This window comes from Bradyrhizobium sp. BWA-3-5, from assembly GCF_032917985.1.
GTDB lineage: Bacteria > Pseudomonadota > Alphaproteobacteria > Rhizobiales > Xanthobacteraceae > Bradyrhizobium.
Map to the genome: position 1 here is coordinate 3,566,738 of NZ_CP136626.1, position 23,709 is coordinate 3,590,446.

22 protein-coding genes are annotated in these 23,709 nt (G+C 63.8%); 8 read left to right on the forward strand and 14 right to left on the reverse strand.

The features are described 5' to 3' along the window. The first annotated feature begins 41 nt into the window (after positions 1-41). The gene (locus RX331_RS17225; protein WP_410708234.1) at positions 42-548 is read left to right on the forward strand and encodes a MarR family winged helix-turn-helix transcriptional regulator; all 507 of its coding nucleotides are present in this window, start codon (positions 42-44) and stop codon (positions 546-548) included. Here the strand turns inward: RX331_RS17225 and RX331_RS17230 are convergent. The 3 genes from RX331_RS17230 to RX331_RS17240 all read right to left on the reverse strand — a co-directional run bounded on the left by RX331_RS17230 (position 545) and on the right by RX331_RS17240 (position 4,782). Next, on the reverse strand, positions 545-1,813 hold the full coding sequence (locus RX331_RS17230; RefSeq protein ID WP_317257655.1) for an O-antigen ligase domain-containing protein: 1,269 nt from the start codon (positions 1,811-1,813) through the stop codon (positions 545-547). The genes RX331_RS17225 and RX331_RS17230 overlap by 4 nt on opposite strands. 181 nt (positions 1,814-1,994) lie before the next feature. Beyond that, entirely contained in the window at positions 1,995-3,509 is a 1,515-nt protein-coding gene (locus RX331_RS17235; protein ID WP_317258161.1) for an undecaprenyl-phosphate glucose phosphotransferase, read from the reverse strand. A 139-nt stretch (positions 3,510-3,648) separates the two neighbouring features. Beyond that, on the reverse strand, positions 3,649-4,782 hold the full coding sequence (locus tag RX331_RS17240; protein ID WP_317257656.1) for a glycosyltransferase family 4 protein: 1,134 nt from the start codon (positions 4,780-4,782) through the stop codon (positions 3,649-3,651). 278 nt (positions 4,783-5,060) lie between these two features. Here RX331_RS17240 and RX331_RS17245 point away from each other — a divergent pair, with 278 nt between their 5' ends. Then, on the forward strand, positions 5,061-7,331 hold the full coding sequence (locus RX331_RS17245; RefSeq protein ID WP_317257657.1) for an exopolysaccharide transport family protein: 2,271 nt from the start codon (positions 5,061-5,063) through the stop codon (positions 7,329-7,331). Between the two features lie 69 nt (positions 7,332-7,400). On the opposite strand, the gene RX331_RS17250 is transcribed toward RX331_RS17245, so the two are convergent. After that, positions 7,401-8,381 carry a tripartite tricarboxylate transporter substrate-binding protein gene (locus RX331_RS17250; protein ID WP_317257658.1) on the reverse strand — a complete coding sequence of 327 codons (981 nt, stop codon included), beginning with the start codon at positions 8,379-8,381 and terminating at the stop codon, positions 7,401-7,403. Positions 8,382-8,483: 102 nt separating this feature from the next. Here RX331_RS17250 and RX331_RS17255 point away from each other — a divergent pair, with 102 nt between their 5' ends. Then, positions 8,484-9,446, forward strand: a complete 963-nt coding sequence (locus tag RX331_RS17255; protein ID WP_317257659.1) for a LysR family transcriptional regulator — start codon at positions 8,484-8,486, stop codon at positions 9,444-9,446. 54 nt (positions 9,447-9,500) lie between these two features. On the opposite strand, the gene RX331_RS17260 is transcribed toward RX331_RS17255, so the two are convergent. Beyond that, a complete protein-coding gene (locus RX331_RS17260; protein WP_317257660.1) occupies positions 9,501-10,691 on the reverse strand; it encodes a GNAT family N-acetyltransferase in 1,191 nt (396 codons plus the stop codon). Between the two features lie 126 nt (positions 10,692-10,817). Between RX331_RS17260 and RX331_RS17265 the strand changes: the two genes are divergently transcribed. After that, a complete protein-coding gene (locus tag RX331_RS17265) occupies positions 10,818-11,870 on the forward strand; it encodes a polysaccharide deacetylase family protein (protein ID WP_317257661.1) in 1,053 nt (350 codons plus the stop codon). A 9-nt stretch (positions 11,871-11,879) separates the two neighbouring features. On the opposite strand, the gene RX331_RS17270 is transcribed toward RX331_RS17265, so the two are convergent. Further along, positions 11,880-12,092 (reverse strand): DUF2842 domain-containing protein, encoded by a 213-nt coding sequence (locus tag RX331_RS17270; RefSeq protein ID WP_317257662.1) that lies wholly within the window; start codon positions 12,090-12,092, stop codon positions 11,880-11,882. A 103-nt stretch (positions 12,093-12,195) separates the two neighbouring features. On the opposite strand from RX331_RS17270, the gene RX331_RS17275 reads away from it, so the two are divergent. Continuing rightward, entirely contained in the window at positions 12,196-13,284 is a 1,089-nt protein-coding gene (locus tag RX331_RS17275) for a COX15/CtaA family protein (RefSeq protein WP_317257663.1), read from the forward strand. 151 nt (positions 13,285-13,435) lie between these two features. After that, complete coding sequence (locus RX331_RS17280; protein WP_317257664.1) at positions 13,436-14,248, forward strand: FTR1 family protein; 813 nt, start codon at positions 13,436-13,438, stop codon at positions 14,246-14,248. Positions 14,249-14,377: 129 nt separating this feature from the next. Here the strand turns inward: RX331_RS17280 and nadC are convergent, their stop codons facing one another. The 8 genes from nadC to RX331_RS17320 form a co-directional block, all read right to left on the reverse strand. Beyond that, entirely contained in the window at positions 14,378-15,247 is an 870-nt protein-coding gene (gene nadC, locus RX331_RS17285; protein ID WP_317257665.1) for a carboxylating nicotinate-nucleotide diphosphorylase, read from the reverse strand. Continuing rightward, positions 15,244-16,797 (reverse strand): L-aspartate oxidase, encoded by a 1,554-nt coding sequence (locus RX331_RS17290; protein ID WP_317257666.1) that lies wholly within the window; start codon positions 16,795-16,797, stop codon positions 15,244-15,246. The genes nadC and RX331_RS17290 overlap by 4 nt, the downstream gene beginning before the upstream one ends. Then, a complete protein-coding gene (gene nadA, locus RX331_RS17295) occupies positions 16,794-17,780 on the reverse strand; it encodes a quinolinate synthase NadA (protein ID WP_317257667.1) in 987 nt (328 codons plus the stop codon). The genes RX331_RS17290 and nadA overlap by 4 nt, the downstream gene beginning before the upstream one ends. 54 nt (positions 17,781-17,834) lie before the next feature. After that, positions 17,835-18,797 (reverse strand): NrtR DNA-binding winged helix domain-containing protein, encoded by a 963-nt coding sequence (locus RX331_RS17300; protein WP_317258162.1) that lies wholly within the window; start codon positions 18,795-18,797, stop codon positions 17,835-17,837. Between the two features lie 26 nt (positions 18,798-18,823). Next, positions 18,824-19,393 carry a hypothetical protein gene (locus RX331_RS17305; RefSeq protein WP_317257668.1) on the reverse strand — a complete coding sequence of 190 codons (570 nt, stop codon included), beginning with the start codon at positions 19,391-19,393 and terminating at the stop codon, positions 18,824-18,826. Positions 19,394-19,609: 216 nt separating this feature from the next. Continuing rightward, positions 19,610-20,890 carry an O-acetylhomoserine aminocarboxypropyltransferase gene (locus RX331_RS17310; RefSeq protein WP_317257669.1) on the reverse strand — a complete coding sequence of 427 codons (1,281 nt, stop codon included), beginning with the start codon at positions 20,888-20,890 and terminating at the stop codon, positions 19,610-19,612. Between the two features lie 148 nt (positions 20,891-21,038). Beyond that, complete coding sequence (locus RX331_RS17315; protein WP_317257670.1) at positions 21,039-21,623, reverse strand: CoA-binding protein; 585 nt, start codon at positions 21,621-21,623, stop codon at positions 21,039-21,041. Positions 21,624-21,757: 134 nt separating this feature from the next. Then, positions 21,758-22,582 carry an enoyl-CoA hydratase gene (locus RX331_RS17320; RefSeq protein ID WP_317257671.1) on the reverse strand — a complete coding sequence of 275 codons (825 nt, stop codon included), beginning with the start codon at positions 22,580-22,582 and terminating at the stop codon, positions 21,758-21,760. 79 nt (positions 22,583-22,661) lie between these two features. Between RX331_RS17320 and RX331_RS17325 the strand changes: the two genes are divergently transcribed. Both RX331_RS17325 and rplM read left to right on the forward strand, forming a co-directional pair. Beyond that, on the forward strand, positions 22,662-23,090 hold the full coding sequence (locus RX331_RS17325; RefSeq protein WP_317257672.1) for a PaaI family thioesterase: 429 nt from the start codon (positions 22,662-22,664) through the stop codon (positions 23,088-23,090). Positions 23,091-23,244: 154 nt separating this feature from the next. Continuing rightward, complete coding sequence (rplM, locus tag RX331_RS17330) at positions 23,245-23,709, forward strand: 50S ribosomal protein L13 (protein ID WP_283034518.1); 465 nt, start codon at positions 23,245-23,247, stop codon at positions 23,707-23,709.

Sequence of the window (23,709 nt, forward strand, 5' to 3'; positions counted from 1 at the left end):
TAGCAGCTAAGATGTATATCGAGTAAGAGACGAGGCCGACTTTGTCAAGAGCGAAGGCGCGGGCTGCGCTGATGCAGGAACTCGAGAACGCGCTGCGGCGGTCGTCGGCGCAGGGCGTGATTTTTGGGCAGACGGTAGCGAACACGGTCGGCATTTCGGGCTCCGACCTCGAATGTCTCGATTTCCTCAACCTGGAAGGCCGCGTGACTGCAGGGCGGCTGGCGGAAGTGACCGGGCTGACCACCGGCGCCATCACCGGCGTCATCGATCGGCTCGAGAAAGCAGGCCTGGTTCGCCGCGAGCGCGATCCGGCAGATCGTCGCAAGGTGTTCATCGCGATCGTTCCGGAGAACGTCGCCAGGATCGGACGCTACTACGAGCACATGCAGCGCGCCATGGTCAAACTCTGGGAGTCCTATTCGGACGCCGAACTGCGATTGCTGCTGGAGTTCGCGACGAAAGGCTACGAGACGATGCTGGCCGCGACCGAGGAATTGAAGTCGATGGTGGAAGCGCCGAAGCCGAAACCCGCGAAGAAGCGGTCCTAGAACGGCTTCGCGGGGACGATGGCTGCGGAATGGCTGTCCGCCTTCCAGCGTTCGGCGGCGACGAACATACCCCACATCACGCCCAGCATCAGCCAGAAGTGCCGCCAGTGGTCGGTGTCGATGATGAAGCTCTCGCCGACCGTGCCGAGCAAGGCCGCGAAGACCGCGAGATAGGTCGGCTGCCAGGGCACGCGGACGAAGATGTAGCGGAAGCCGGTCCACACCGTGACGAAAACCAGCGCCGGATAGCAGACGCCGGAGAGCCAGCCGCCTGACATGAAGGCGTTCAGATAGGAATTGTGGGTGTCTTCCGGAAAGAAACGGTGGAACTGCAACGGCCCGATGCCGAACGGGAGGCCGAGCGCCATTTCGGCGCCGAGGACATGCCGGCCGAAACGCCCGAAGCGGCCGGTGTCGTAACTCTGGTCGAAGCTGGCGCGCTGCTTGAACAACTCCGCTACCGAGTCGAGCGACAGCAGCACCGCAACCAGCGCCGCCGCTATGACGGCGGCAACCAGCGCCATCACGATGATGCGCGAACGCTGCGCCTGCGAGCGGCCGGTCAGCACCATCATGATGAGCATGAAGCCGGCTGTAACGATCAGTTGCCCCCATGCGGCGCGAGAGAATGACAGCAGGATCGCCAGCGATATCACGGCGAACGCGATGGCGCTGCGCAGCGCTTTGCCGAATTTGTCGGAGACCACGCTTTGCAGCGCGAACAGCGCGGGAAGGATCAGAAACGCGCCGAGCACGTTCGGATCCTTGAAGGTGCCGCGGGCGCGGTCGTAGAGCGTCAAGAGGTCGCGCCCGCCCGGAATGAGGTTGAAATAGCCGGCGATCCCGGCGAGCGAGGCAATCAGTGCGCCGACAACGAGGCCGCGGCGGAGCATGTCGAGCCGGGCGGTGGTATCCTCCGAGATCACCATCGCGAACAGCACGACGGTGACCGCCATGTACCAGGAGGTCAAGATCCAGTTCGGCACGTTGGGCCGGTCGAACACGGCGATCGCGCTGATGGTGTAGCCGACATTGACCAGGAACAGCAGCAGCAGCAGCGGCATGAACACCAGCCGCATCCGCAAGCCCGTGGCGAAAAACACCACCGTGGCCGCCAGCGTGGCGATTTCATAGGGCGAAGGCTCGATGAAGACGATGGCAACCGATGCGCCGGCGAGCCACACCAGCGCGCGCTGCAAGGCGAGCACGCCAGGCGCAGCCGTCACCGGCGAGAGAGAATTCCCGGCTGTCGCCGCATAGCTCATCGACTACTCACGCAAACGCTACTGAACACTTGCACAACACACTCCGTCATTGCGAGCCAACCGGTCGGCGCGAAGCGCCGCCGGATGACAGGCTCCGCGAAGCAATCCATGTCGCCGCAAGCGGACAGATGGACTGCTTCGTCGCTGTGCTCCTCGCAATGACGGAGGATATCTCCTTACATCAATACGCGTTCTCGCTCTTGGTCATCAGCGCGATCGGCGTCTTGAGCAGAATGTAGAAATCGAATAGCACCGACCAGTTCTCGATGTAATAGAGATCGAACTCGACGCGTTTCTGGATCTTCTCGTCGGTATCGACCTCACCGCGCCAGCCGTTGATCTGCGCCCAGCCGGTGATCCCGGGCTTGACGCGGTGGCGCGCGAAATAACCATCGACGGCTTCGTCGAACAGCCGGCTCTGCAATTTGCCCTGCACCGCATGCGGGCGGGGGCCGACCAGCGAGAGGTTGCTCTTGAACACGACGTTGAAGAGCTGCGGCAATTCGTCGAGGCTGGTTTTGCGGATGAAGCGCCCGACGCGGGTGACGCGGGGATCGTTTTTGGTCACGACCTTGGAGGCGGTCGGATCGGCCTGGTGGTGGTACATCGAGCGGAACTTGAACACGTCGATTCGCTCATTGTTGAAGCCGAAGCGCTTTTGCCGGAACAGCACCGGCCCGGGGCTGTCGAGCTTCACCGCCAGCGCGACGAGACCCATCACCGGCAACGCCAGAACCAGGATCACGAAGCCGACGACGTGGTCGAACAGCCACTTTATCACCAGGTCCCAGTCGGTGATCGGCGCCTCGAACACGTCGAGAGTAGGTACTTCGCCGACATAGGAATAGGAGCGGGGGCGGAAGCGCAGCTTGTTGGTGTGGGCCGACAGGCGGATATCGACCGGCAGCACCCAGAGCTTCCTGAGCATTTCCAGGATCCGCGTCTCGGCCGAGATCGGTAGTGCAAACAGCACGAGGTCGATGCGGGTGCGGCGGGCGAACTCGACAATGTCGTCGACCTTGCCGAGTTTTGGGCTGCCGGCGCATGTGTCCATCGCGCGGTCGTCGTTGCGGTCGTCGAACACGCCGAGCACCTTGATGTCGGAATCCTCTTGCGCATTGAGCGCCTGGACGAGCTGCTCGCCGCTCTGATCGGCGCCGACGATGATGGTGCGGCGGTCGAGACGGCCCTGGCGGGCCCAGCCGCGCACCAGCGAGCGCAGGATAAGGCGACTAATGACCAGCGCCGCGAGCCCGCCCACGAAAAACTCGGTCAGCCATACCCGCGAGATTTCGCTGCCGAGCTTGACGATGAAGGATGCGCCGATGAACAGCAGGAACACGAACGCCCAGGATGAAACCATCCGCGTCATCTGGCGGAGATGGCCGCGAAAGAGCTGCACCTGGTAGATATCGGCGGCCTGGAAGCAGATTACCGCCATGACGGCGACGCCGAAGATCGCCGCGATGAATTCCCAATGAAATCCCCTAAGCGGGACCATGTATCCGAAATAGAGCGCGCTGCCGATCGCGCTCAGCAGCACGAAATCGATCAGGCGAACCACGCCCGCGATCACGATCGGGGAGTGGGCGCGGCCGACTTTCTCATTGGCAACGGCGAGCGCGGCAGGCGTAAGCCTTCGGCGCCGTTCGACGGGCGGGCGGGCGGCGGTCGCAGTCGCCGCGGCCTCGAGCATCGAGCGTGCGTTAATCTGTTCCACTGTCCACGTCCGTTCTTATGGCAGGCACATAGGCATGCGCCCGCCGGTGCGGAATTCCCCACACCACCGGCTTACGGGACAAATCGGAAGAAACAGTTACGTTGGTAAAGAACGGTTAACGATTGGCAAATGCCTCGCGGTAGCCGGCAAAGACGCCCTCGACCATCGCCTTCTGCGAAAAATGCATGAAGATCCGTTCGCGCAGCGATCTGGCCCGTTCCTGCGCCGCGGCGGGGTCCTTCAGTGCGGCTTCGATCGCATCGGCCATGGCAGCGGCGTTGCTCGGCTTGAACAGGGCATCGCCATGCGGGCCGAAAATCTCGGGGATGCCGCCGACATTAGCGGCGACCATTGGAATGCCGGCGGCTGCCGCCTCGATCACGACATAGGGCATGGAGTCGCCGCGCGAGGGAACCACCAGCAGCGAACCCTTGGAGAAACCGAAGCGCGCCTTGACGTGACCGATGAAGCGGACGGCCTCGCCGAGCTCGAAACGCTCCACCAGCGCCTTCAGGCTGGCGCTTTCCTCGCCGTCACCGGCCAGCGTCAGCGTCACCGGGTGGCCGCTTGCGCGCAGCCGCGCCACCGCGTCGATCAGGAGGTCGGCGCCCTTGATGTGACGGAACTCGCCGACATAGATCAGGTCGGTCGCGTCGTCGCCCTTCACGACGGGATCGAATTCGCCGGCGGTGACGCCGTTGAACACGCAGCGCACCAGCCCCTTCGGCGTGCCGATGGTGCGTTGATAGGTATCGCGCGCAAATGCGCTTTCGAACAGGAACAGGTCGGTGTCGTTCATCAACGCGCGTTCGACGCGGGCGTAGATGTTGCCCTTCAGCGTCGACAGCGGGTAATGCAGCGATCCGCCGTGCGGCGTGTAGACCCGGATACGGTCGCGGGAGGCGGTCCGCAGGCGCATGAACGTGCCGGCCTTGGCACCGTGACCGTGCAGCACGTCCGGCTTCAGCTCGCCGATCATGCGCTGAAACCGTCCCCATACCAGGAGGTCGCTCGGCAGCGGCTCGCGGCGGATCGCCGTGCGGTGAACGCCGAGCTTGAGCCGCGGCGCGATTTCCGCCAACGCCTGCTCGGCGCGTTCGCCGCCGGTGAGGCTGTCGGCAATGATGCCAACGTGGTGGCCGCGTTCGGCCTGGCCGTTGGCGAGATCGAGGATGTGACGAAATATGCCGCCGACCGGGGCGCGCGTCGCATGCAGGATTCGAAGCGGCTGACCGTCAATGAGCGGCATCGCAACCGCCTTCATAAGCAAGCGCCACCGGCATCGGGTAGCTAGCCAGCGCCGGCGCGGCAACCAGACATGGAGTTCGGAAAAATACGCCGCGCATGACGGGAGTCCTGAAAAACTATGCCGCGATTAAGGGCTTTGATGGTTAACAAAAAATGACCGAGCGCGCACGCCCCGCTGGTCCCCCGGCGCAAACCAGGCGAATTAACCCTGCGGCAACCATAATGAAGTGTAATCGGCCATGTCGAGTGGACCAGTAGTTGCGTCCACGGGAGTGTGCGATGCGTTTGGCGTTCTGGCGTGCAGGCAATGACAAGCCGGTGGAGCAGCGGGCGAAGGCAAGGCCCGCGCCAGCGGCGCCGAAGCCCGTCGCGGCATCCGAATCCGGTGATCTCGATTTGCGTACGCTCGGCCAGGCGTTGATGAACAAGCGGAGCTTGATCATCGTTCCGACGGTGCTGGTGCTGATAGGCTCGCTCGCGGTCGTGAACATGATCACGCCGCGCTACAAATCGGAAGCGCGCATCCTGATCGACGGGCGTGAGAACGTTTTCCTGCGGCCGAGCGGCGACCGCAACGAGGAGCGCACCGCACTCGACCCTGAGGCCGTCACCAGCCAGGTGCAGCTGGTGCAGTCGCGCGATCTGGCCCGCGAGATCGTCAAGAAGAACAAGCTTTCCGAGCTGCCCGAGTTCGATCCGGTGCTGCGCGGCTTTTCGCCGATCAAGTCGCTGGTCTCCCTGATCGGCATCGGGCGCGACCCGTTTTCGCAGACGCCGGAAGAGCGCGTGCTGGAAGCCTATTACGAGCGCTTCACGGCCTATGCGGTCGACAAGTCCCGCGTCATCGTCGTCGAATTCCAGTCGCGCGATCCGGAGCTTGCCGCGCGCGTCGCCAACTCGATCGCCGAGGGCTATCTGGTTCTGCAGCAGGATGCCCGTCAGGACCAGGCCAAGGCCGCGGGCCAGTGGCTTTCCGGCAGGATCGACGAACTGCGCAAGGAGGTTTCGCTCGCCGAATCGCGGGTCGAGGAGTTTCGGTCCAAGTCGAGCCTGTTCGTCGGCACCAACAACACAACGCTCTCCAACCAGCAGATGGGCGAGCTCAACACCCAGCTCAATAATGCGCGGGCGCTGAAGTCGGATGCAGAAACGAAGGCGCGGCTGATCAGGGAAATGCTGGATAGCGGCAAGCCGATCGAAGCGTCCGAAGTTCTCAATTCGGAGCTGATCCGCCGGCTATCTGAGCAGCGCGTGACGCTGCGCGCCCAGCTCGCCGAACAGTCTTCCACGCTGCTCGGCGGCCACCCACGGATCAAGGAATTGAAGGCGCAGCTCGCCGATCTCGATCGGCAGTTGCGTGAGGAGGCGGGCAAGGTGTCGCGCTCGCTGGAGAACGACGCGCGCATTGCCGGCGGCCGGGTCGAAAGCGCCATGGCAAGCCTCGAACAATCGAAGAAGCAGGCGTCCTCGACCAACAGCCAGGACGTCCAGCTCCGCGCGCTCGAGCGCGATGCCAAGGCGAAGCGCGATCAGCTGGAATCCTTCCTGGCCAAATACCGCGATGCGACCGCGCGCGAAAACCTCGAGGCGACGCCGACCGACGGCCGCATCATCTCGCGCGCCAGCGTTTCCAATACGCCGGCCTATCCGAAGAAGCTGCCGATCGTGCTGATCGCGACGCTGGCGACCCTGCTGCTCACCTCGGGTGCGATCGTGACCGGCGAGCTCTTGCGCATGACCGCGCCGCGGGTCAGCGCGGCAGTGTCGCCGCATGTCATGCGCGAGGTTGAGCCCGAGATCGTCATGGCTCCCGCGCCGGAACGGATGCGCGCGCCGGCGATTGCGCCCGAACTTCCTGTGGCGGACTTCGTCGTTGCGGATCACGCACCAGAGCCGGTGTTGCCCGAGCCGCGCGTGGATGGCTCTCGCATGGATACGACAGCGGAGATCGGTGAAGTCGCGCAACTGGCTGACACGCTGGTCGATGCAGGCGCCGCGGCCCGCAAGGTGACCGTGCTTGGCAACGCCGCCGGCGACGGCGTTACGTTGACCGCGCTGGCGTTGGCCCGGCTGATGGCGCGGCAGGCCAAGGTCGTGGTCGTTGATCTCGTGGCGTCCTCGCTGACACTATCGGCGGCGTCTGCCGACCCGACGGCGCCCGGACTGGCCGAACTGATGCAGGGCGAGGCGTCGTTTGCGCAAATCATCACCAAGGACCGGCTGTCGCGGGTTCATCTGGTCAGCGCCGGACGCCCGGGTTTCGACCGCGCCCAGCTCCAGTCGCCGCGGTTGACGCTGGCAGTCGATGCGCTGCTGCGCGTCTACGATCACGTGCTGCTGGATGCCGGGACGGCTTCCGAGCTTCCGGCCGAACTATTGACGTCGGAGGCGCGGGCGATCGTCGTGCCCGAAGCGTCGATGGCACCGAATGCGCGCAAGCTGATGTGCGATCAACTCACCGCGGTCGGCTTCTCTGATGTCACGATGTTGAGCAAGCCGTATGGCGCGGAGGATGCGGTCGAGGCCGGCCCGCGGGTGGTGGCGGCGTAAAAACGTGCGGATATTTGACTGCCAGGCGCCGCCAGGCATGTGACGGTACAGCGGCGAGAGCCGGGACCTTTAATCAATCGGAGTGAAGCCCGATGCTCGCACGATTGCTTTCCACCGCTCGGATTCCGATGCAATCAGCTGCGCAAAGTTGTCCGTGGGAATCGCGTCGATCTCAACCGATAATTTTGCCATGCCCGATCTTACCTCATCGGTACGCAGGGCCTCCTGGATGGCACTGTTCAGCCTGTTGACTGCGTTCGTCGGTGTTTTCGCCGGAACGAAAAACCCGAACCATGTGAGATCCTCGAGCGTGGGATAACCGGCTTCCGCGATCGTCGGTACGTCGGGAAGATACAAGCTCCGGCGGGGACCGGTGGTTGCCAGCGCGCGGAGCTCGCCTGACCGGACAAGACCCAAGGAGCTTCCGAGCGGCAAAATGGCCGATGCGATCTGACCTTTCAGGACGTCCTGAATGGCGATCGCGCCTTGATAGGGCACGTGGAGAAACTCGAAGCGTGCGGTGCGTCCCAACGTCGCGCCGATAAAATGCAGCGTGCTTCCAACGCCCGCTGTACCGTAGGTCGCATCCTTTGGATTGGCACGACACCACGCGATGAAGTCGGCGAGGGTTCTTACCTCACCCGGCACCTTCGGACCCACGGTCAGCAGCGTCGGGAATGAGGCGGCTGTCGACACCGGCGTGAAATCCTGCGGCTCGTATCTGAGCGTTTTGTAGACGTGCGGAAAGAGCACTATGAAGCCAAGCGGTGCGAACAGAATGACGGAGCCGTCGGCAGCAGCTCCTTTCACGGCTTCCACCGCAACACGACCGGTGGCACCGGGCCGGGTCTCGACGACGATCGAATCTGCGTAATCTTTCATCTGGCTGGTGATGAGCCTTGCCACCGCGTCGGGGAGGCCGGGCGTGAAGCCCGTTAGGATGTGCGCGGTTTTCAGCCGCGAATGTGCGATGCCTGGCCGTGCGACGGAAGCAGCCGAGAGCGCGACGCTGGCCGCTGACGCAGTCAACAAATCACGACGTGTCATCATGACGTGCCTCCCTGGTCGTTCCGCAGCAGGATGATGGAGGCAGGGATATCGGTCCAGTGCTACTATCTGAAGGTTCCATAACCGTTTTGATAAGGATCGGATATGCAGTACACCGACCAAGCCCGACGCCGTATCAAATTGCGCGATCTGCATATCCTGCTTGCCGTCGCGCTCCGGGGCAGCATGGCCAAGGCCGCCGCCGAGCTAGCGATCTCGCAGCCCGCGGTATCCAGGGCCATAGCCGACCTGGAACATGAGCTCGGACTTCGGCTTCTCGACCGCAGCCGAAACGGCATAGAGCCTACGCCCTACGGCCGTGCGCTCGTAAGGCGCGGCCTGGTAATTTTCGACGAATTGGCACAGGGCCTGCAGGAGCTCGAATTTCTCGCGGACCCGTCTGCGGGACAACTGCGTATCGGCAGCGCCGAGGGCGTTGCGGCCGGCCTGCTGCCGGCTGTGATCTCTCGATTCGCCCGACGACATCCGCGCATCCGCCTGAACGTAACGCAAACCGTGCTCGGCACCACGCACTACAGCGAACTTCGCGAACGGAGGATAGATCTGTTGCTGGGATGGATTCCGGCTCCATTTGCCGAGGACGATTTGGTAGCGGAGCCTATCTTGAGTGATCCGCGGGTCGTGGTCGTGGGAAGACAAAGCAAATGGGGGCGGTCGTCGAATCTGAGGCTGGCCGATCTTGCGGATGAGGCTTGGATCCTGCCTCCTCCGGATACTTTTCTGGGCTCGACGACTGCGGATCTGTTTCGCGAAAGCGGATTAGGTGTGCCTGCCGCCTCTCTTACGACGCTTTCAATTCACCTCTGCTGCAGGCTGGCCGCGACGGGGAACTACGTCACTTTCCTTCCAAGCTCGATTATGCAGTTCAGCGGTAGCGATCTGGGTCTGAAGGTACTTCCGGTGAAGCTCCCGCGAGTACCCGTTCTGTCGGTGGCCGTCGTAACGCTGAAGAATCGGACGCTGAGCCCGGTCGCCGAGAAATTCATCGAATGCATTCGTGAGGTATCGAGGTCCGTCACGGGCAAGGCGCGTGCTCGTAAATCGTGAGCTCTGCGGGCGGCAATGGGCAATCGTGTTTTCGCGGAATCGATATCGTGTGCTTTAACCGAACGCGTTCCGCAGCTTCTGCGCCATCTCGAGCAGCGCCGGATTGTGCTTCACCAGCCGCTTCGTGCGGTTGACGCCCGACATCACGCCGGCGGTGAGCCTGCCGCGCGCGTTGAGCGGAATGAAGCTGTCGAAGATCGGCTCATCGTCCTTGCAGAACAACCGTTTGTAGTCGTCGGACCCGATCCCGAGATCGAGAGCGCGATAACCCAGTCCGGCATAGTGATCGATGATGTCGCGCATCAGGATCAGGCCGGGACTGTATTTCGAATTCGCCGACATGGTGTAGGTATTGAACATCATCGAGAACCGATGACCGTCGGCGACGCCGGCAAAGATCGCGATCACTTCCTCGTCGCATTCCAGCGCGTGGATGTCGATGGCATGCCTGCCGCCGGCGAGTTCTGCGGTGCACGCGCTGCGGACGAATTCCTCGATGCCGGGATCGGCGAACACATTCGGCAGCTTCTGTTCGGCCATCCGTAGCGGCTTGATGCGGAAAAACCAGTCGAGCAGCCGCGCGATGTCGGCCTCTGATGCGGCGACGTAGCTGCGATAGCCGGGCAGGGAGGCCAGTTTGCGTTCCTTGCCCTTGAGACGGCGGCGGAACGAGTTGCTGATCAGAGCCGGGGGTGCGGCGCCAGGCTCGATGACGAGGACTGGGCAATCATTGGCGGCCGGCTGGTGCGGCAGCAACGCGAGCGGATTGGGTAAATCGCGCCAGCGCAGCGGCTGCTGATGTAGCGCAAGCACGTCGGCTTCACCTCGCTGCGAGATCGCCGATGTCAAAGCTTCGAGGTCGGCCTCGGTCGCGCTTGCGGCGAAATCGCGGTCGAACAGCGCCATGTTGAAGGTTGAATGCTTGCCGCCCATGAAACTGGCGCAGCGCGCGCCATAGGCGTGGCGAAGCGTGAACGGAAGCAGCAATAGCGGACGGCGCTCGGCGTCATAGCCGATGACGATGAAGGGGATGAGGCCTTCGCGCGTTCCGACCTGGCGCTGCCAGGAACTGAGGAAGTCGAACCGCTGGTAGGGCGTGAAGGAGGTTTGCGCTCCTTCCAGGCCGCGCCAGATGCCTTCGGCCGCGGCGAGATCACGAACGATATCGACGCCGGCGATCCGGCCTGCCTCAGGCCGCGCATCTTGATCCGCGGTGCGGTCTTCAATCGCGGCAGCCATGGTCATCGCAAAGCCCGTGCTATATGAAATTGTTTACAATTTTGGCGTTGGCGCGACCTTCGCAGGGAAATGTCAACAAAGGGTAATACGATGCGGCCGCGCAGCAGCGCGACCGCAGGGTGAGGGCGGACGTTGGCGTCGGATATCGGGATTTTGCGGCGAGTTCGGATGGAGCTCGCCTATTTCAGCGGCTACTTCGCGCTGAGGCAGCACAAGACCGCCGGCGCCGGCGCCATTCTGCGGTTCGAGCGCGTGCGTCCGCGCGATTCCCGCGCCTTTCAGCCCAACCGGTGGCGCGAGGTCACGCCGCAATTTCTCGATCAGCTGATCCCTGCGCTGAAGCGCTGGAACTTCGATCTGGTCACGATGGATGAAGTGTGCCGGCGTGCGGTCACGCTGCCGAAGAAAACTCGCTTTGCCTGCCTGACCTTCGACGGTGGCTGCAAGGATGTCATCAAGGAGGCCTATCCCGTGCTGTCGAAGCACGGTGTGCCCTTCACCGTCTATCTGCCGACGGCGTTCCCGGACGGGATCGGTGAAGCCTGGTGGCTGGCGCTGGAAGAGATCATCGCGCGGGAGGAACGCATCAGCCTGGTGATCGACCGCAAGGAGCGGCGTTTCGCCACCGGCAACGCGCCGGACAAATACGACACGTTCGAATTTCTCGCGAAGTGGATGCGGACATTGCCGCCACAGGATCTGTCGTTCGCGATCCATGACCTCTGCACACGCTATTCCGTCGATATCGCGGCGCTGTCGCGCGAAGCATCGATGAATTGGGACGATCTGGCCAGGCTCACCGCCGATCCCCTGGTCACGATCGGCAGCGCGACGGTGAACTATCATGCGCTGTCCAACCTGAAAGAGGCCGACGCGCAGCGCGAAATGACCATGGGCAAGGCGGTCGCCGAGACCGCGCTGCGCCGCGCGGTCACGCATTTCGCCTATCCGTTCGGCGACCGGCAGTCCTGGCGCCGGGAGCACGTCATGATGGGGCAGGAGGCAGGATTCGCCAGCGCGGCATCGACGATCCCGGGCGTCGTCCAGGCCAGGGGCTACACCAATCTGCACACACTGCCGCGCATTGCCTGGGACGGCCGCGAGACCTCGCTGCGCCTGATGCGTGTGCTGCTGTCCGGCATCATGTTTCCGGCGGTCAGGCCGAGCAGGGACAATTGGGTCTAGGGGATTGCATCAGGCCGCGCGGTCCGGCCGCGACATCCAGCTCACGATCGGCATCGCCGGCAGCACCCATCCAAGCCCGGCCACGACATAGAAGATCGCCTGCAGCAGCCCCGAATTGGCCAGCCATGGCGTCTGGGCGATGGTCATTCCGAGCAGCGACCAAACCGCGACCAGCGCCAGCAGCGCGAGGGTTCCGAAGAATTTGCGGGTGCGGATCGTCATGGCGGATATGTCAGCCTCGTGGCGGGTTGCGCGCGGGAAGGGGCGGACTATAAGGGGCGCGCCGTTTCAATCAAGCACGCCTTGGGGCGACCCAGACAGGTTCATGACCGCCAGTTCCGCACAACAGACCTCGCATGCCGCCGCGGTCAGGTGGTGGCTGATCGCGGTTGCCGTGCTGATTGCGGTCATGGTGCTGGTCGGGGGCGCTACGCGGTTGACCGAGTCCGGACTGTCGATCGTGGAATGGAAGCCGGTGACCGGCACGCTGCCGCCGCTCAGCGAGGCGCAATGGGTGCAGGCCTTCGAGGGCTACAAGGCCATCCCGCAATACCGCGAGCTCAATTCCGGCATGAGCCTTTCGGAGTTCAAGACCATTTTCTGGTGGGAATGGAGCCACCGCCTGCTCGGACGCGTGATCGGCGTCGCCTACCTGCTGCCGTTCCTCTATTTCCTGTGGCGCGGCGCGTTCGGGGCCGAGCTGAAGAAGCGGCTGTGGCTGATCTTTGCCCTTGGCGCGCTGCAGGGCGCCGTCGGCTGGTGGATGGTTGCGTCAGGCCTCACCCAGCGCACCGAAGTGTCGCAGTATCGGCTGGCGACGCATCTGGTGCTGGCTCTGGTCATCTTTGCCTCGATCGTTTGGACGCTGCGGCGGATGCGCGCGCATCCGCAGCCGCTCGTTCCTGTCGGGTTGAAGGTCTCAGGGGTGGCATTGCTGGCCTTGACGTTCCTCCAGATCTACTTTGGCGCGCTGGTCGCGGGCCTGCGGGCGGGCAGGGTGTACAACACCTGGCCCGCGATCGACGGCGCCCTGATTCCGTCGGCGGCGCGGCTGTGGTTCGAGACGCCGTGGTGGCGCAACCTGTTCGACAATACGCTGACCGTGCAGTTTGAGCACCGCATGACCGCCTATGCCCTTTTGGTGCTGGCGATCCTGCACGCAATTGACGCGCTGAGGTCGCGCGCCGGTGCGGTCGTATCAGGCGCATGGTGGCTGGTGGCGGCCATCGTGCTGCAGGCCGTGCTCGGCATCCTCACGCTGCTATATCAGGTGCCGATCGAGCTCGCGCTGGCGCATCAGGCCGTCGCGATCGTTGTCCTGACGCTGGCCGTGCTGCAGACCGAACGTCTGGTTGCGCGGCGCACGCAGCACGACCCGCAAAAGTTGGGTGCCCCGCTCGGGCAGCCCGGCTGAAATTGAGCAATTCTAATCTGGCGCGCTTGCCGAAAACCCCTTGTTTGCAGGGCTTTCCTACTGCGCGATCGCATTGACGCGCTTGTGTGGTCTCGCGCCGCTTTACTTGAACCGGTTGGCGGATAAAACGGGCGGAAACAGGTCCCGTCCCATGTCCTCTGCTTTCGTCCAGGCCGCCGTGATCCTGCTCCGCGAGGGGCTCGAAGCCATGCTCGTGATCGCCGCCTTGGCCGGCTATCTGACCAAGGCCGGCGCAGCGCATCGCGTTCAGGCGCTGTATGGCGGCGCGCTCGCGGCCGTCGGCGCCAGCATCGTCGCCGCCTGGCTGTTCGCGGTGCTGAACTCGGGCGAACATAGCGATATCCTCGAGGGCTTCATCATCCTGTTCGCCGCCGCCTTGATGCTCTATGTCAGCGGCTGGCTGATGGTGAAGCAGGATCCGCGCGGCTGGCAGGAATATCTCTCCCAGAAGGCGGATCAGGCGCTGACGCAGGATACGGTGTGGGCGGTCGGTGCGCTGGCCTTCCTTGCGGTGTTCCGCGAGGGTGCCGAGACCGTGCTGTTCATCAACGCGCTGGCATCGGCCGAAGGCGGCTGGAGCGCCGGCCTGTTCGCAGGCCTCGTGGCCGCGTCGGCCGGCCTTGCCGTGCTGTTCTATTTCATCAACCTGATTGCGCGAAAGTTGCCGCTGCGGCCGCTGTTCATCATCACCTCAGCCTTCCTGTTCATCATGGCGATCAAGTTCGTCGGCGAAGCCGTGCAGGAATTCCAGGAGCAGGCCATCATCACGGTCACCGAGGTCAAGGGCTCGGCGTTCCTGACCGCGATCGGCCTCAATCCGTCCATGGAAGCGCTGTCGATCCAGGGCCTGGTGATTCTGTTCGTGCTCGCGGGCTATTCGGTGGTCCAGCGCAACAACCGCCTGATGCGCGAGGACCGGGCCGCGATGCGCGCGGCCGAGTAGTGGCTGCCGCCAGAGCATGATGAGATCCGGTTCGGTCCGATGCTGCGTAGACCGTCCAAAACAAAATATCGAAAACAACCCCATGCAAAGTGGCCGGCTGGCCGGCGATCGACTGAATCTGATCTAACGCTAAGCCGCCTGCCGATTGAGGTCGAGATAGTCGAGCCCGATATCGAGCGCAGCGGAGCTGTGGGTCAACCAGCCGGCGGAAATCAGGTCCACGCCCGTCGATGCAATCGCCCTGGCGGTCTCGACCGTGATCCGGCCGGAAGCCTCCGTGATCGCCCGGCCACCCGTCATGGCCACCGCCTGCCGCAGTTCCTCGACCGTCATGTTGTCGAGCAGCACGGCGTCGACGCCGATTGCAAGCGCCTGTTCGAGCTGTAACAGCGTATCGACCTCGACCTCGATCTTGACGAGATGGCCAGCATGCGCCTTGGCGCGCTCGATCGCGGTTTTTACCCCGCCCGCCAGCGCGATGTGATTATCCTTGATCAGCACGGCATCGTCGAGGCCGAAGCGATGATTGCTGCCGCCGCCGGCGCGCACCGCGTATTTTTCCAGTGTGCGCAATCCGGGCGTGGTCTTGCGGGTGCAGACGATGCGCGCCTTGGTGCCTTGCGCCGCCGATACCAGCGAGGCCGTCGCTGTGGCGACGCCGCTGAGATGACAGAGGAAGTTCAGCGCCGTCCGCTCGCCGGTCAATAGCCCGCGCGCCGGGCCTTCGATGGCGGCGATCACGTCTCCCGGCGTCACGGCGCTGCCGTCGGGCCGCTCGGCGGTGAGCCGGATCGCAGGGCTAACGAGCTGAAAAGCCGAGCGGGCGATGTCGAGCCCGGCCACGACGCCAGCCTGGCGCGCGCGCAGCACCAGCGAGGCGTGCCGGTCGGCCGGCACGATCGCATCCGCCGTGATGTCGCCGGCCCGTCCGAGATCTTCGAGCAGGGCGGTTCGAACCAGCGGCTCATACATGAGGGGGAGAAGCGGGGTCAGTGTCACGGCTGGACGCTCCCGAAAGACAGAGGTTCGGTCTCAAGAATTTCACAGGCAGTGCCGAGCGCTTCCACCAGCGAGATGGACGAGGACTCAGCCGCGGGCAGAATGTCGGGGAAGTCGCTGCGGTAGTGCCCGCCGCGGCTTTCCTCGCGCCGCCAGGCGGCGACCGCGATCATCACCCCGACCAGTGCGGGGTCAGCCGCCGCGGTGCGGCCATTGGCGATCGGGTAGAGGCTGCGGATCGCGTGTTCGATGCCGTGCCGCTCGCGCAGCACGCCAAGGCCCTGCGACAGGATCGGCCGAACGGCCGAAGGATCGGATGCGGGCATCGGCGCGCCGGCCGCGCGCGCCTTCACCGAAGCGCGGCTCGCGCTCTTGACGCTCCCGGCGACCCATTGGGCGCAGACAATGGCTTCCATCAGCGAGTTGCTGGCGAGCCGGTTGGCGCCATGCAGTCCGGTGCGGCTGACTTCGCCGCAGGCCCAGAGGCCCTCCACAGTGCTGCGTCCCTCGATATCAACCGCGATGCCGCCCATGTGGTAGTGCACGGCCGGCCGCACCGGAATCGGATCGGTGGCAGGATCGATCCCGGCCATCTTGCAGAAGGCGGAGATCACCGGATAGCGCTTGGCAAAATCCGCGCCGGGATGTTTGCGCGCATCGAGGAAGACGCGCTGTCCTTCGGCGCGACGGCGCCAGACCGCGCGCGCGACGATGTCGCGGGGCGCCAGCTCGGCGCCCGGCTGGTCCGCCATGAAGCGCTCACCGCTGTCGTCGATCAGGATCGCGCCGTCGCCGCGCACGGCCTCCGTCACCAGCGGCATCGGGCGCGATGGGCCGTCGAAAGCAGTCGGGTGAAACTGCACGAATTCGAGATCGGAAAGTCTTGCGCCCGCACGGGCGGCCAGTGCCAGCCCCTGGCCATAGCAGCCGCCGGGATTAGTGCTCTCGAGGAACAGGCCGCCAATGCCGCCCGTCGCCAGCACGGCGCGGGCGGTTTCGATCACAAACTGGCCTTGCTTGTTCACCGCGATCACGCCTTGAATCGAATTGTCTTCAACGATCAGGCTTCGCGCCTCGACTCCTTCAAGCAGCGTGATCGACGGACAGCGGCGCACGGCCGCGATCAGGGCACGCATGATTTCGCGCCCGGTGCCGTCACCGGTGGCGTGCACGATACGGTTGCGGCTGTGGGCGGCTTCGAGGCCAAGCCGCCAGCCGCCATCGGCTCGGCGGTCGAAGGCAACGCCAAGTCTGGCGAGGTGCTCGACGGCCGCCGGTGCCGCATGGACGATCCGGCGAACGATGGCTTCGTCGCAGAGGCCAGCGCCTGCGGAAAGCGTGTCTGCTACGTGCAGGGCGGGGTCATCATCCCTGCCCATCGCCGCGGCCAGCCCACCTTGCGCCCACAGGCTGGAGGCTTCCGCACCGAGCGGCGCCTTCGACAGCAGCACGACCGGCTCGGGCGCCATCTGAAGCGCCGTCATCAAACCGGCCGCGCCGCCGCCGATAATGACGGGACGGTCCGCCAGCGCTGAAATCTCCATGCTCATATCGCCAGCATCCTTTCGACGGCGCGCCGTGCGGGCGCTGCGATGGCGGGATCGATCGTCACCTCGTGCCGGCCCGTCGCCAGCGCATCGCGGATATTTTTCAGCGTGATCCGCTTCATGTGCGGGCAGAGATTGCAGGGCCGGATGAACTCGACATCGGGATGCAGCACCGCGACGTTGTCGCTCATCGAACATTCCGTCAGTAGCACGACCCGGGGCGGGCGCTTCTCGCCAACGAAATCCGACATCGCGGCCGTCGAGCCGGAGAAGTCGGCTTCCGCGACCACGTCGGGCGGGCATTCCGGATGCGCTAGGATGGTCACGTCGGGATGATTCTCGCGCAGTTGCCGGACGTCGGACGCCGTGAACAGCTCGTGGACTTCGCAGTGGCCCTTCCACGCGATGACCTTCACGCTGGTCTGCGCGGCAATGTTCTGCGCCAGATATTCGTCCGGCAGCATGATGACGCGCTCGGCGCCGAGCGATTCCACGACCTTGAGCGCATTGCCCGAGGTGCAGCAGATATCGGATTCCGCCTTCACCGCCGCCGACGTATTGACATAGGTGACGACGGGGACGCCGGGATAGCGCTGCCGCATCAGCCGCACGTCGCCTGCGGTGATGGACTCGGCGAGCGAACAGCCTGCCTCCAGGTCGGGGATCAGCACGGTTTTTTCCGGGTTCAGGAGCTTGGCCGTCTCGGCCATGAAGTGCACGCCTGCCAGCACAATGATATCGGCATCGACCTTGGTGGCTTCGCGCGCCAGTAAAAGGCTGTCGCCGACGATGTCGGCCACGCCGTGGAAGATTTCGGGTGTCTGGTAGTTGTGCGCGAGGACGACGGCGTTGCGCTCTCGTTTGAGCGTTAGAATGGCATCGACATCCTCGGCGAAAACAGCCCATTCAGGCGGCGGAATGAGCCGTTTGACCTTGTCGTAGAGCGGGGCGGTGCGCGCAATCGCGGCGGAGCTGAGACTGGCCATTTATACTCTCCGTGAGCATAAGATGGCTTATACTTATCCTGAGCATAATCGAAGTCAAGTGCGCGATAGCGGGAGCTTGGTTCCGGCGACGGCTCGTTCCGCCAGCACGCCATGGCGGAACCGGAATAGTTTGGCCGGACGGCCGACGGCCTCCGTGGCTATTGCGCCTGTCTCTTCAACGAGTTGCTGCTGCTCAATCAGACGGCGAAAGTTCTGCTTGTGCACCAGGCGGCCTGCAAGCGCCTCAACACTGCGTTGCAGTTGCAGCAGGGTGAATTCCGCCGGCATCAGTTCGAACACGACGGGACGGTATTTGATCTTGGCACGCAGCCGCGCGATGCCAGTGGCGAGAATGCGGCGATGGTCGCCCTTCATCGGCCTGCCGGGAACGACTGATGTGGCCGCTGCGCCGTCACGCACGGCTTCGGGGATCAGGCCGGCCTCGTAGAGCAGCTCATAGCGCTGCAGCACCAGCTCTTCGTTCCACTCGCGATCGTCGAAACCGAAGGTGATGGCGGCGCGCTGCCAGCGTTCGCGCTGCAGGCTGGTCGTCGCCGCCGATTTTGCCCAGGCCTTGAGACGGGACGTCAGTGTCTTCGCGAGCGCGGCAGGCAGGCCGGCGCGCTGATCTTCCCACGGGAAGTAGTCGTACCAGCCGGACCAATGCGCCTCAAAACCCTGGCCGACCTTGTCTTCGCGAGTCAAGCCGAGATAACTGATCGAGATCGAGTGCGGCGATTTGGCTTCGCCTCGCCCGCGATCGGCGAACGTATAGAGCTGCTCGACATAGCCGAGCGGATGGCCGGTCTGCGCCTCGACCCAGGCCCGCAATCCCGTCTGCAGCGAACGGTGGGTGAATTCGAACGGTCCGCTCGGCAGCGCCCCGTCGTTTGCGATGGTCATGATCTTGGGTTGGCCGTCGGTGACGGCGACGAGCACAGCGACCAGATCCGCCGTGATCGCATTGGCTGCGTTTTTCTTTAAGGCTTTCCGCGGTGCCCCTGCCACGTCGCTTATCCGTCTCCGTTGTCGCTAATGCGCGTTTAGCAATATCCGTACACGCCGCAAGCATAGGGCAGCCGGTTCCAATAAGGTTCATAGGGGCCGCCATAGTACGGCCCATCATAGCTGTAGGAATGGCTGGTCCCGTAATAGCCGGGCAATGTCGATGATCCCGGCAGTAGGGGCGTGTTGAAGCGCGGCGCATAGGCCTTGATGATGCCGGTAGGTGACAACAGCACCTCGGGGCTGTCTTCCTCGACCACCACAAGTGCGCGGCCGCGCCGCACGTAGCGAGGAGCTGCCGCCGGCGTAACGGTGGTGCGATAATTGTAGTGCGCGCGGGGCAGGCCGGGCGGCAATTGGCCCGCGGCCCTGGCCGCGGCACGTTTGCCGGCGGCAGCTTTCTCGGCACGCTTTGCTGTAGCCGGGCTGTCGGCGGGCTTGGCGGCAGCCGGGCTATCGGTCGGCTTGGCGGCTGCCGGAGCATCGGCCGGCTTGGTGGCGGCCGGAGGTCCGGCAGGCATCGCCGCGGCGGGGCCGTCGGGGCTCTGGGCCGCAGCGGTTCCGGCCGCGAACATCGCGACCAGAAATGGCGTCATCCAGCGCAGCATCATTGGCTCCGAATCATCGAGGGCAGCTCAGCGCCACTCTATGCCGGAATGGGAGTTAACGAGAGGCTTGTGATGGCGGGCAGTGGCAGGTGTCCGAGGACCGCCCGCTCTGGAAAGGGACCGTCATTGCGAGCGCAGCGAAGCAATCCCATCTCTCGGCTTGGGGATAGAATGGATTGCTTCGTCGCTTCGCTCCTCGCAATGACGGCGGAGATACTACGCGCTCAGCGCCTGCTCCAGGTCCGCGATCAGATCTTCCTTGTCCTCGATGCCGATCGACAGGCGGACGACGTCGGGCGCGGCTCCGGATTTCACCTTGGCGGCGTCGTCGAGCTGGCTGTGTGTGGTCGAGGCCGGATGAATAACGAGCGAGCGGGTGTCGCCGACATTGGCCAGATGCGAGAACAGTTTTAAGTTCGAGACCAGGCTGACGCCGGCGTCATAGCCGCCGCGCAGGCTGAAGGTGAACACCGCGCCGGCGCCCTTCGGCGCGTATTTGCGCGCGAGCTTGTTGTACTTGTCGCTGGCAAGGCCTGCGTAGTTGACCGACGCCACCCCGGGATGGCCGGCGAGAAATTCGGCGACCGCCTTGGCGTTCTCGCAGTGCTTTTGCATGCGCAGCGGCAGCGTCTCGATGCCGGTCAGGATCATGAAGGCATTGAACGGCGACAGCGCGGGGCCAAGGTCGCGCAGTCCCAGCACGCGGCAGGCGATCGCGAAGGCGAAATTGCCAAACGTCTCCTGGATCTTGATGCCGTGATATTCGGGGCGCGGCTCGTTGAGCATCGGGTATTTGTTGTCCTTCGACCAGTCGAAGGTGCCGGCATCGACAATGATGCCGCCGAGCGAGTTGCCGTGACCGCCCAAGAACTTCGTCAGCGAGTGCACGACGATGTCGGCGCCATGGTCGATCGGCTTGATCAGGTAGGGCGTCGCCAGCGTGTTGTCGACGATCAAGGGCACGCCGGCCTTGCGGGCGACCTCCGCAATCGCCTCGATGTCGGTGATACTGCCGGCGGGGTTGGCGATCGATTCGATGAAGATCGCCTTGGTGCGCGGCGTCACCGCGCGCTCGAAGCTTCCGATATCATCAGGGTCGGCCCAGGCTACGTTCCAGCCAAAGCTCTTGAACGCATGCGTGAACTGGTTGATCGAGCCGCCATAGAGTTTTCGCGCGGCAATAAATTCGTCGCCCGGCATCAATAACTGTTGAAGGACGACAACCTGCGCCGCGTGTCCCGAGGCAACCGCCAGCGCCGCCGTGCCGCCTTCCAGCGCTGCGATGCGCTCTTCCAGCACGGCCGTCGTGGGATTGCCAATGCGGGTATAGATGTTGCCGAACGCCTGCAGGCCGAACAGCGAGGCGGCATGGTCGGCATCGTTGAACACGAAGGACGTAGTTTGATAGATCGGCGTCACCCGCGCGCCGGTGGTGGGATCGGGCTGTGCGCCGGCATGCACGGCAAGGGTCGAAAATCCCGGGAGACGGTCGGTCATTCTGGCGTCCTGTTGTTTGGCTCTGCTTTAAATGCGCGGCATGCTGATCGGAGCCGCGTCCGCCGTCAAGGCGAGGCGTTCATAGATGGCGGATTGAAACGGGACTGCTCGTCAGCTCATATCTTCGAAATAATTGTGTCGCATGACTTCAGGTCAGCTCGTTTTTGTTCTTTGCCGCCCGATCCGATGCTGCCGTTGCGCCGCCGCCGACGCTCATCCGGTTCAGCGACAGGCGCATGCCCTGCGTCGGAATCGGCGCGCGCTTCGAGCTCAGCGTGCGCGAATTGACTCCCATCCACGAAATTTCCGATGACAGCCGGCCATATTCGATCTTCGGGCAGCGGTTCATCACGACCTTGATTCCGGCGGCCTCGGCCTTGGCGGCGGCCGCGTCGTCACGCGCGCCGAGCTGCATCCAGATCACCTTGGGCAGCGGAGACAATGTCAGGGCTTCGTCGACGACGGGCATGATGTGCGCGGAGCTGCGGAAGATGTCGATCATGTCGACGGGGCGGCCGATCTCCGACAGCGAGGCGACGAACGGCTTGTCGAGCAGGCTCTTGCCGACATGGCCGGGATTGACCGGAATCATGTCGTAGCCGCGCTGCGCCAGATATTTGAAGGCGAAGTAGCTCGGCCGCACGTTGACCGGCGAGGCGCCGACCATTGCGATTGACTTCACGGAGTTGAGGATGCCGCGGATATAGTTGTCGTCGTAATTGTCGTGGTTCATTCTATCCTCTTGCGTCATTGCGAGCCAACGGGTCGCGCGAATGCGCGCCCGATGACAGGCTCCGCGAAGCAATCCATCTTTCCGTTATGCCGCGATATGGATTGCTTCGTCGCATCGCTCCTCGCAATGACGGCTCATTTGTCTTCCCATTTCGGCTCGCGCTTCTCGATGAAGGCGCCGATGCCTTCCTCGGCGTCGCGCGCCATCATGTTCTCGGTCATCACTTTCGCCGCGTAGCGATACGCATCGGCAAGGCTCATTTCGGCCTGGCGATAAAACGCCTCCTTGCCGAGCTTGACCGTATAGGCGGATTTCAGCGCGACTTTCTGCGCCAGTGCGATGGCCGCATCGCATTCGGTGCCGGCGGCCACCACGCGGTTGACGAGGCCAATATCCTTGGCCGTCGTCGCCGAGATCGGTTCGCCGGTCAGCAGCATTTCCATGGCCTGCTTGCGCGGGATGTTGCGCGACAGCGCCACCATCGGGGTTGAGCAGAACAGGCCGATGTCGACGCCGGGGGTGGCAAAGCCTGCGGCCTCGGAGGCAACCGCGAGGTCGCAGCTTGCCACCAGCTGGCAGCCGGCGGCGGTCGCGATGCCCTGCACGGCGGCGACGACGGGTTTTGGCAGATGCACGACCGCCTGCATCATCGCGCTGCAGGCGTTCATGATCTGCCCGAAATAGGCGCGGCCGCGGTCGGGATCGCTGCGGCGTGCCGTCAGCTCCTTCATGTCGTGGCCGGCGGAGAACGCCGGGCCGTTGGCCGCGATGACCACCGCGCGAACGCTGTTGTCGTGGTGGATTTCCTTCAATGCGCCGTGCAGCCCGGCGATCAGCCCTTCGGAAAGGCTGTTGCGCGCGGCCGGCCGGTTGAGGGTGAGCACGCGGATGCTGCCGACATTCTCCTGGAGCAGGATCGGCGGTTGCGGCGTGGCTGCGCGGGCGGTCTGGGCGGACATTTTCCGACGTTTCACTCCAGGGTTTTCATTTGCCGACAACCTAATGTAATGGGCACTGTTAATCGAGGGCAGGGGTGGCATGGCAGAAGCGAAAATGAGCGTGGCTGAGCTGGAGAAGTTCCTCCGCGAGGAATTTCCGCAAGCCTTCAGCGAGGGCGATATCACTATCGAAAGCGCCGATGGCGAGACGTGCCTGCTGCGGCGGCGCTACGACGAGCGCATGCTGCGCCCGGGCGGCACGGTGTCGGGGCCGACGCTGATGGCGATGGCCGATTTCGCGATGTATGTGGTGCTGCTTTCGGCAATCGGCCCGGTGGGGCTGGCGGTAACGACCAACCTCAACATCAATTTTCTGCGCAAGGGGCTACCGGGGCAGGACGTGCTGGCTGCGGCGAAACTCCTAAAGCTCGGCAAGCGGCTGGCGGTCGGCGAGGTCAATCTGCTGTCGGGGTCGTCGCCCGACCCGATCGCCCATGTGACGGCGACCTATTCCATTCCAAATATGTAGGGTTTTTGGTGGTAGTATTGCACCATATTTATAAGTTGCTGTTTTTTCAAGCATAATTTACGTATATCGGCGTTGACGGATCGCGCGTCGTTCTCTAGAAACCCGCCAGTTCGGCGCATCTGGCGCCGATTTCCATTTTCACGGATTTCCTCACATGAAAACCTATTCGGCAAAGCCCGCCGAGGTGAACAAGAAGTGGGTCGTGATCGACGCCAAGGGTCTGGTCGTCGGCCGTCTCGCCACCCTGGTCGCCATGCGCCTGCGCGGCAAGCACCTGCCCACCTACACCCCGCATGTCGATTGCGGCGACAACGTCATCATCATCAACGCGGCGCATGTCGTGCTGACCGGCCGCAAGCGCGACAACAAGGTCTACTACAAGCACACCGGCTTCATCGGTGGCATCAAGGAGCGCACCGCCAAGCAGATCCTCGAGGGGCGTTTCCCCGAGCGCGTGGTCGAGAAGGCCATCGAGCGCATGATCCCGCGCGGTCCGCTCGGCCGCGTGCAGATGGGCAATCTGCGCGTCTATCCCGGCGCCGAACATCCGCATGAAGCCCAGCAGCCCGAGAAGGTTGATATCGCTTCGATGAACCGCAAGAACATGAGGGCCGCATAA

Bases quoted from the DNA above. Each gene is read 5' to 3' on its own strand.
- RX331_RS17230 (WP_317257655.1), bottom strand. From the start codon at position 1,813: ATGAGCTATGCGGCGACAGCCGGGAATTCTCTCTCGCCGGTGACGGCT.
- RX331_RS17235 (WP_317258161.1), bottom strand. From the start codon at position 3,509: ATGCTCGAGGCCGCGGCGACTGCGACCGCCGCCCGCCCGCCCGTCGAA.
- RX331_RS17240 (WP_317257656.1), bottom strand. From the start codon at position 4,782: ATGCCGCTCATTGACGGTCAGCCGCTTCGAATCCTGCATGCGACGCGC.
- RX331_RS17245 (WP_317257657.1), top strand. From the start codon at position 5,061: ATGCGTTTGGCGTTCTGGCGTGCAGGCAATGACAAGCCGGTGGAGCAG.
- RX331_RS17250 (WP_317257658.1), bottom strand. From the start codon at position 8,381: ATGATGACACGTCGTGATTTGTTGACTGCGTCAGCGGCCAGCGTCGCG.
- RX331_RS17255 (WP_317257659.1), top strand. From the start codon at position 8,484: ATGCAGTACACCGACCAAGCCCGACGCCGTATCAAATTGCGCGATCTG.
- RX331_RS17260 (WP_317257660.1), bottom strand. From the start codon at position 10,691: ATGACCATGGCTGCCGCGATTGAAGACCGCACCGCGGATCAAGATGCG.
- RX331_RS17270 (WP_317257662.1), bottom strand. From the start codon at position 12,092: ATGACGATCCGCACCCGCAAATTCTTCGGAACCCTCGCGCTGCTGGCG.
- RX331_RS17275 (WP_317257663.1), top strand. From the start codon at position 12,196: ATGACCGCCAGTTCCGCACAACAGACCTCGCATGCCGCCGCGGTCAGG.
- RX331_RS17280 (WP_317257664.1), top strand. From the start codon at position 13,436: ATGTCCTCTGCTTTCGTCCAGGCCGCCGTGATCCTGCTCCGCGAGGGG.
- RX331_RS17290 (WP_317257666.1), bottom strand. From the start codon at position 16,797: ATGAGCATGGAGATTTCAGCGCTGGCGGACCGTCCCGTCATTATCGGC.
- nadA (WP_317257667.1), bottom strand. From the start codon at position 17,780: ATGGCCAGTCTCAGCTCCGCCGCGATTGCGCGCACCGCCCCGCTCTAC.
- RX331_RS17305 (WP_317257668.1), bottom strand. From the start codon at position 19,393: ATGCTGCGCTGGATGACGCCATTTCTGGTCGCGATGTTCGCGGCCGGA.
- RX331_RS17310 (WP_317257669.1), bottom strand. From the start codon at position 20,890: ATGACCGACCGTCTCCCGGGATTTTCGACCCTTGCCGTGCATGCCGGC.
- RX331_RS17315 (WP_317257670.1), bottom strand. From the start codon at position 21,623: ATGAACCACGACAATTACGACGACAACTATATCCGCGGCATCCTCAAC.
- RX331_RS17320 (WP_317257671.1), bottom strand. From the start codon at position 22,582: ATGTCCGCCCAGACCGCCCGCGCAGCCACGCCGCAACCGCCGATCCTG.
- RX331_RS17325 (WP_317257672.1), top strand. From the start codon at position 22,662: ATGGCAGAAGCGAAAATGAGCGTGGCTGAGCTGGAGAAGTTCCTCCGC.
- rplM (WP_283034518.1), top strand. From the start codon at position 23,245: ATGAAAACCTATTCGGCAAAGCCCGCCGAGGTGAACAAGAAGTGGGTC.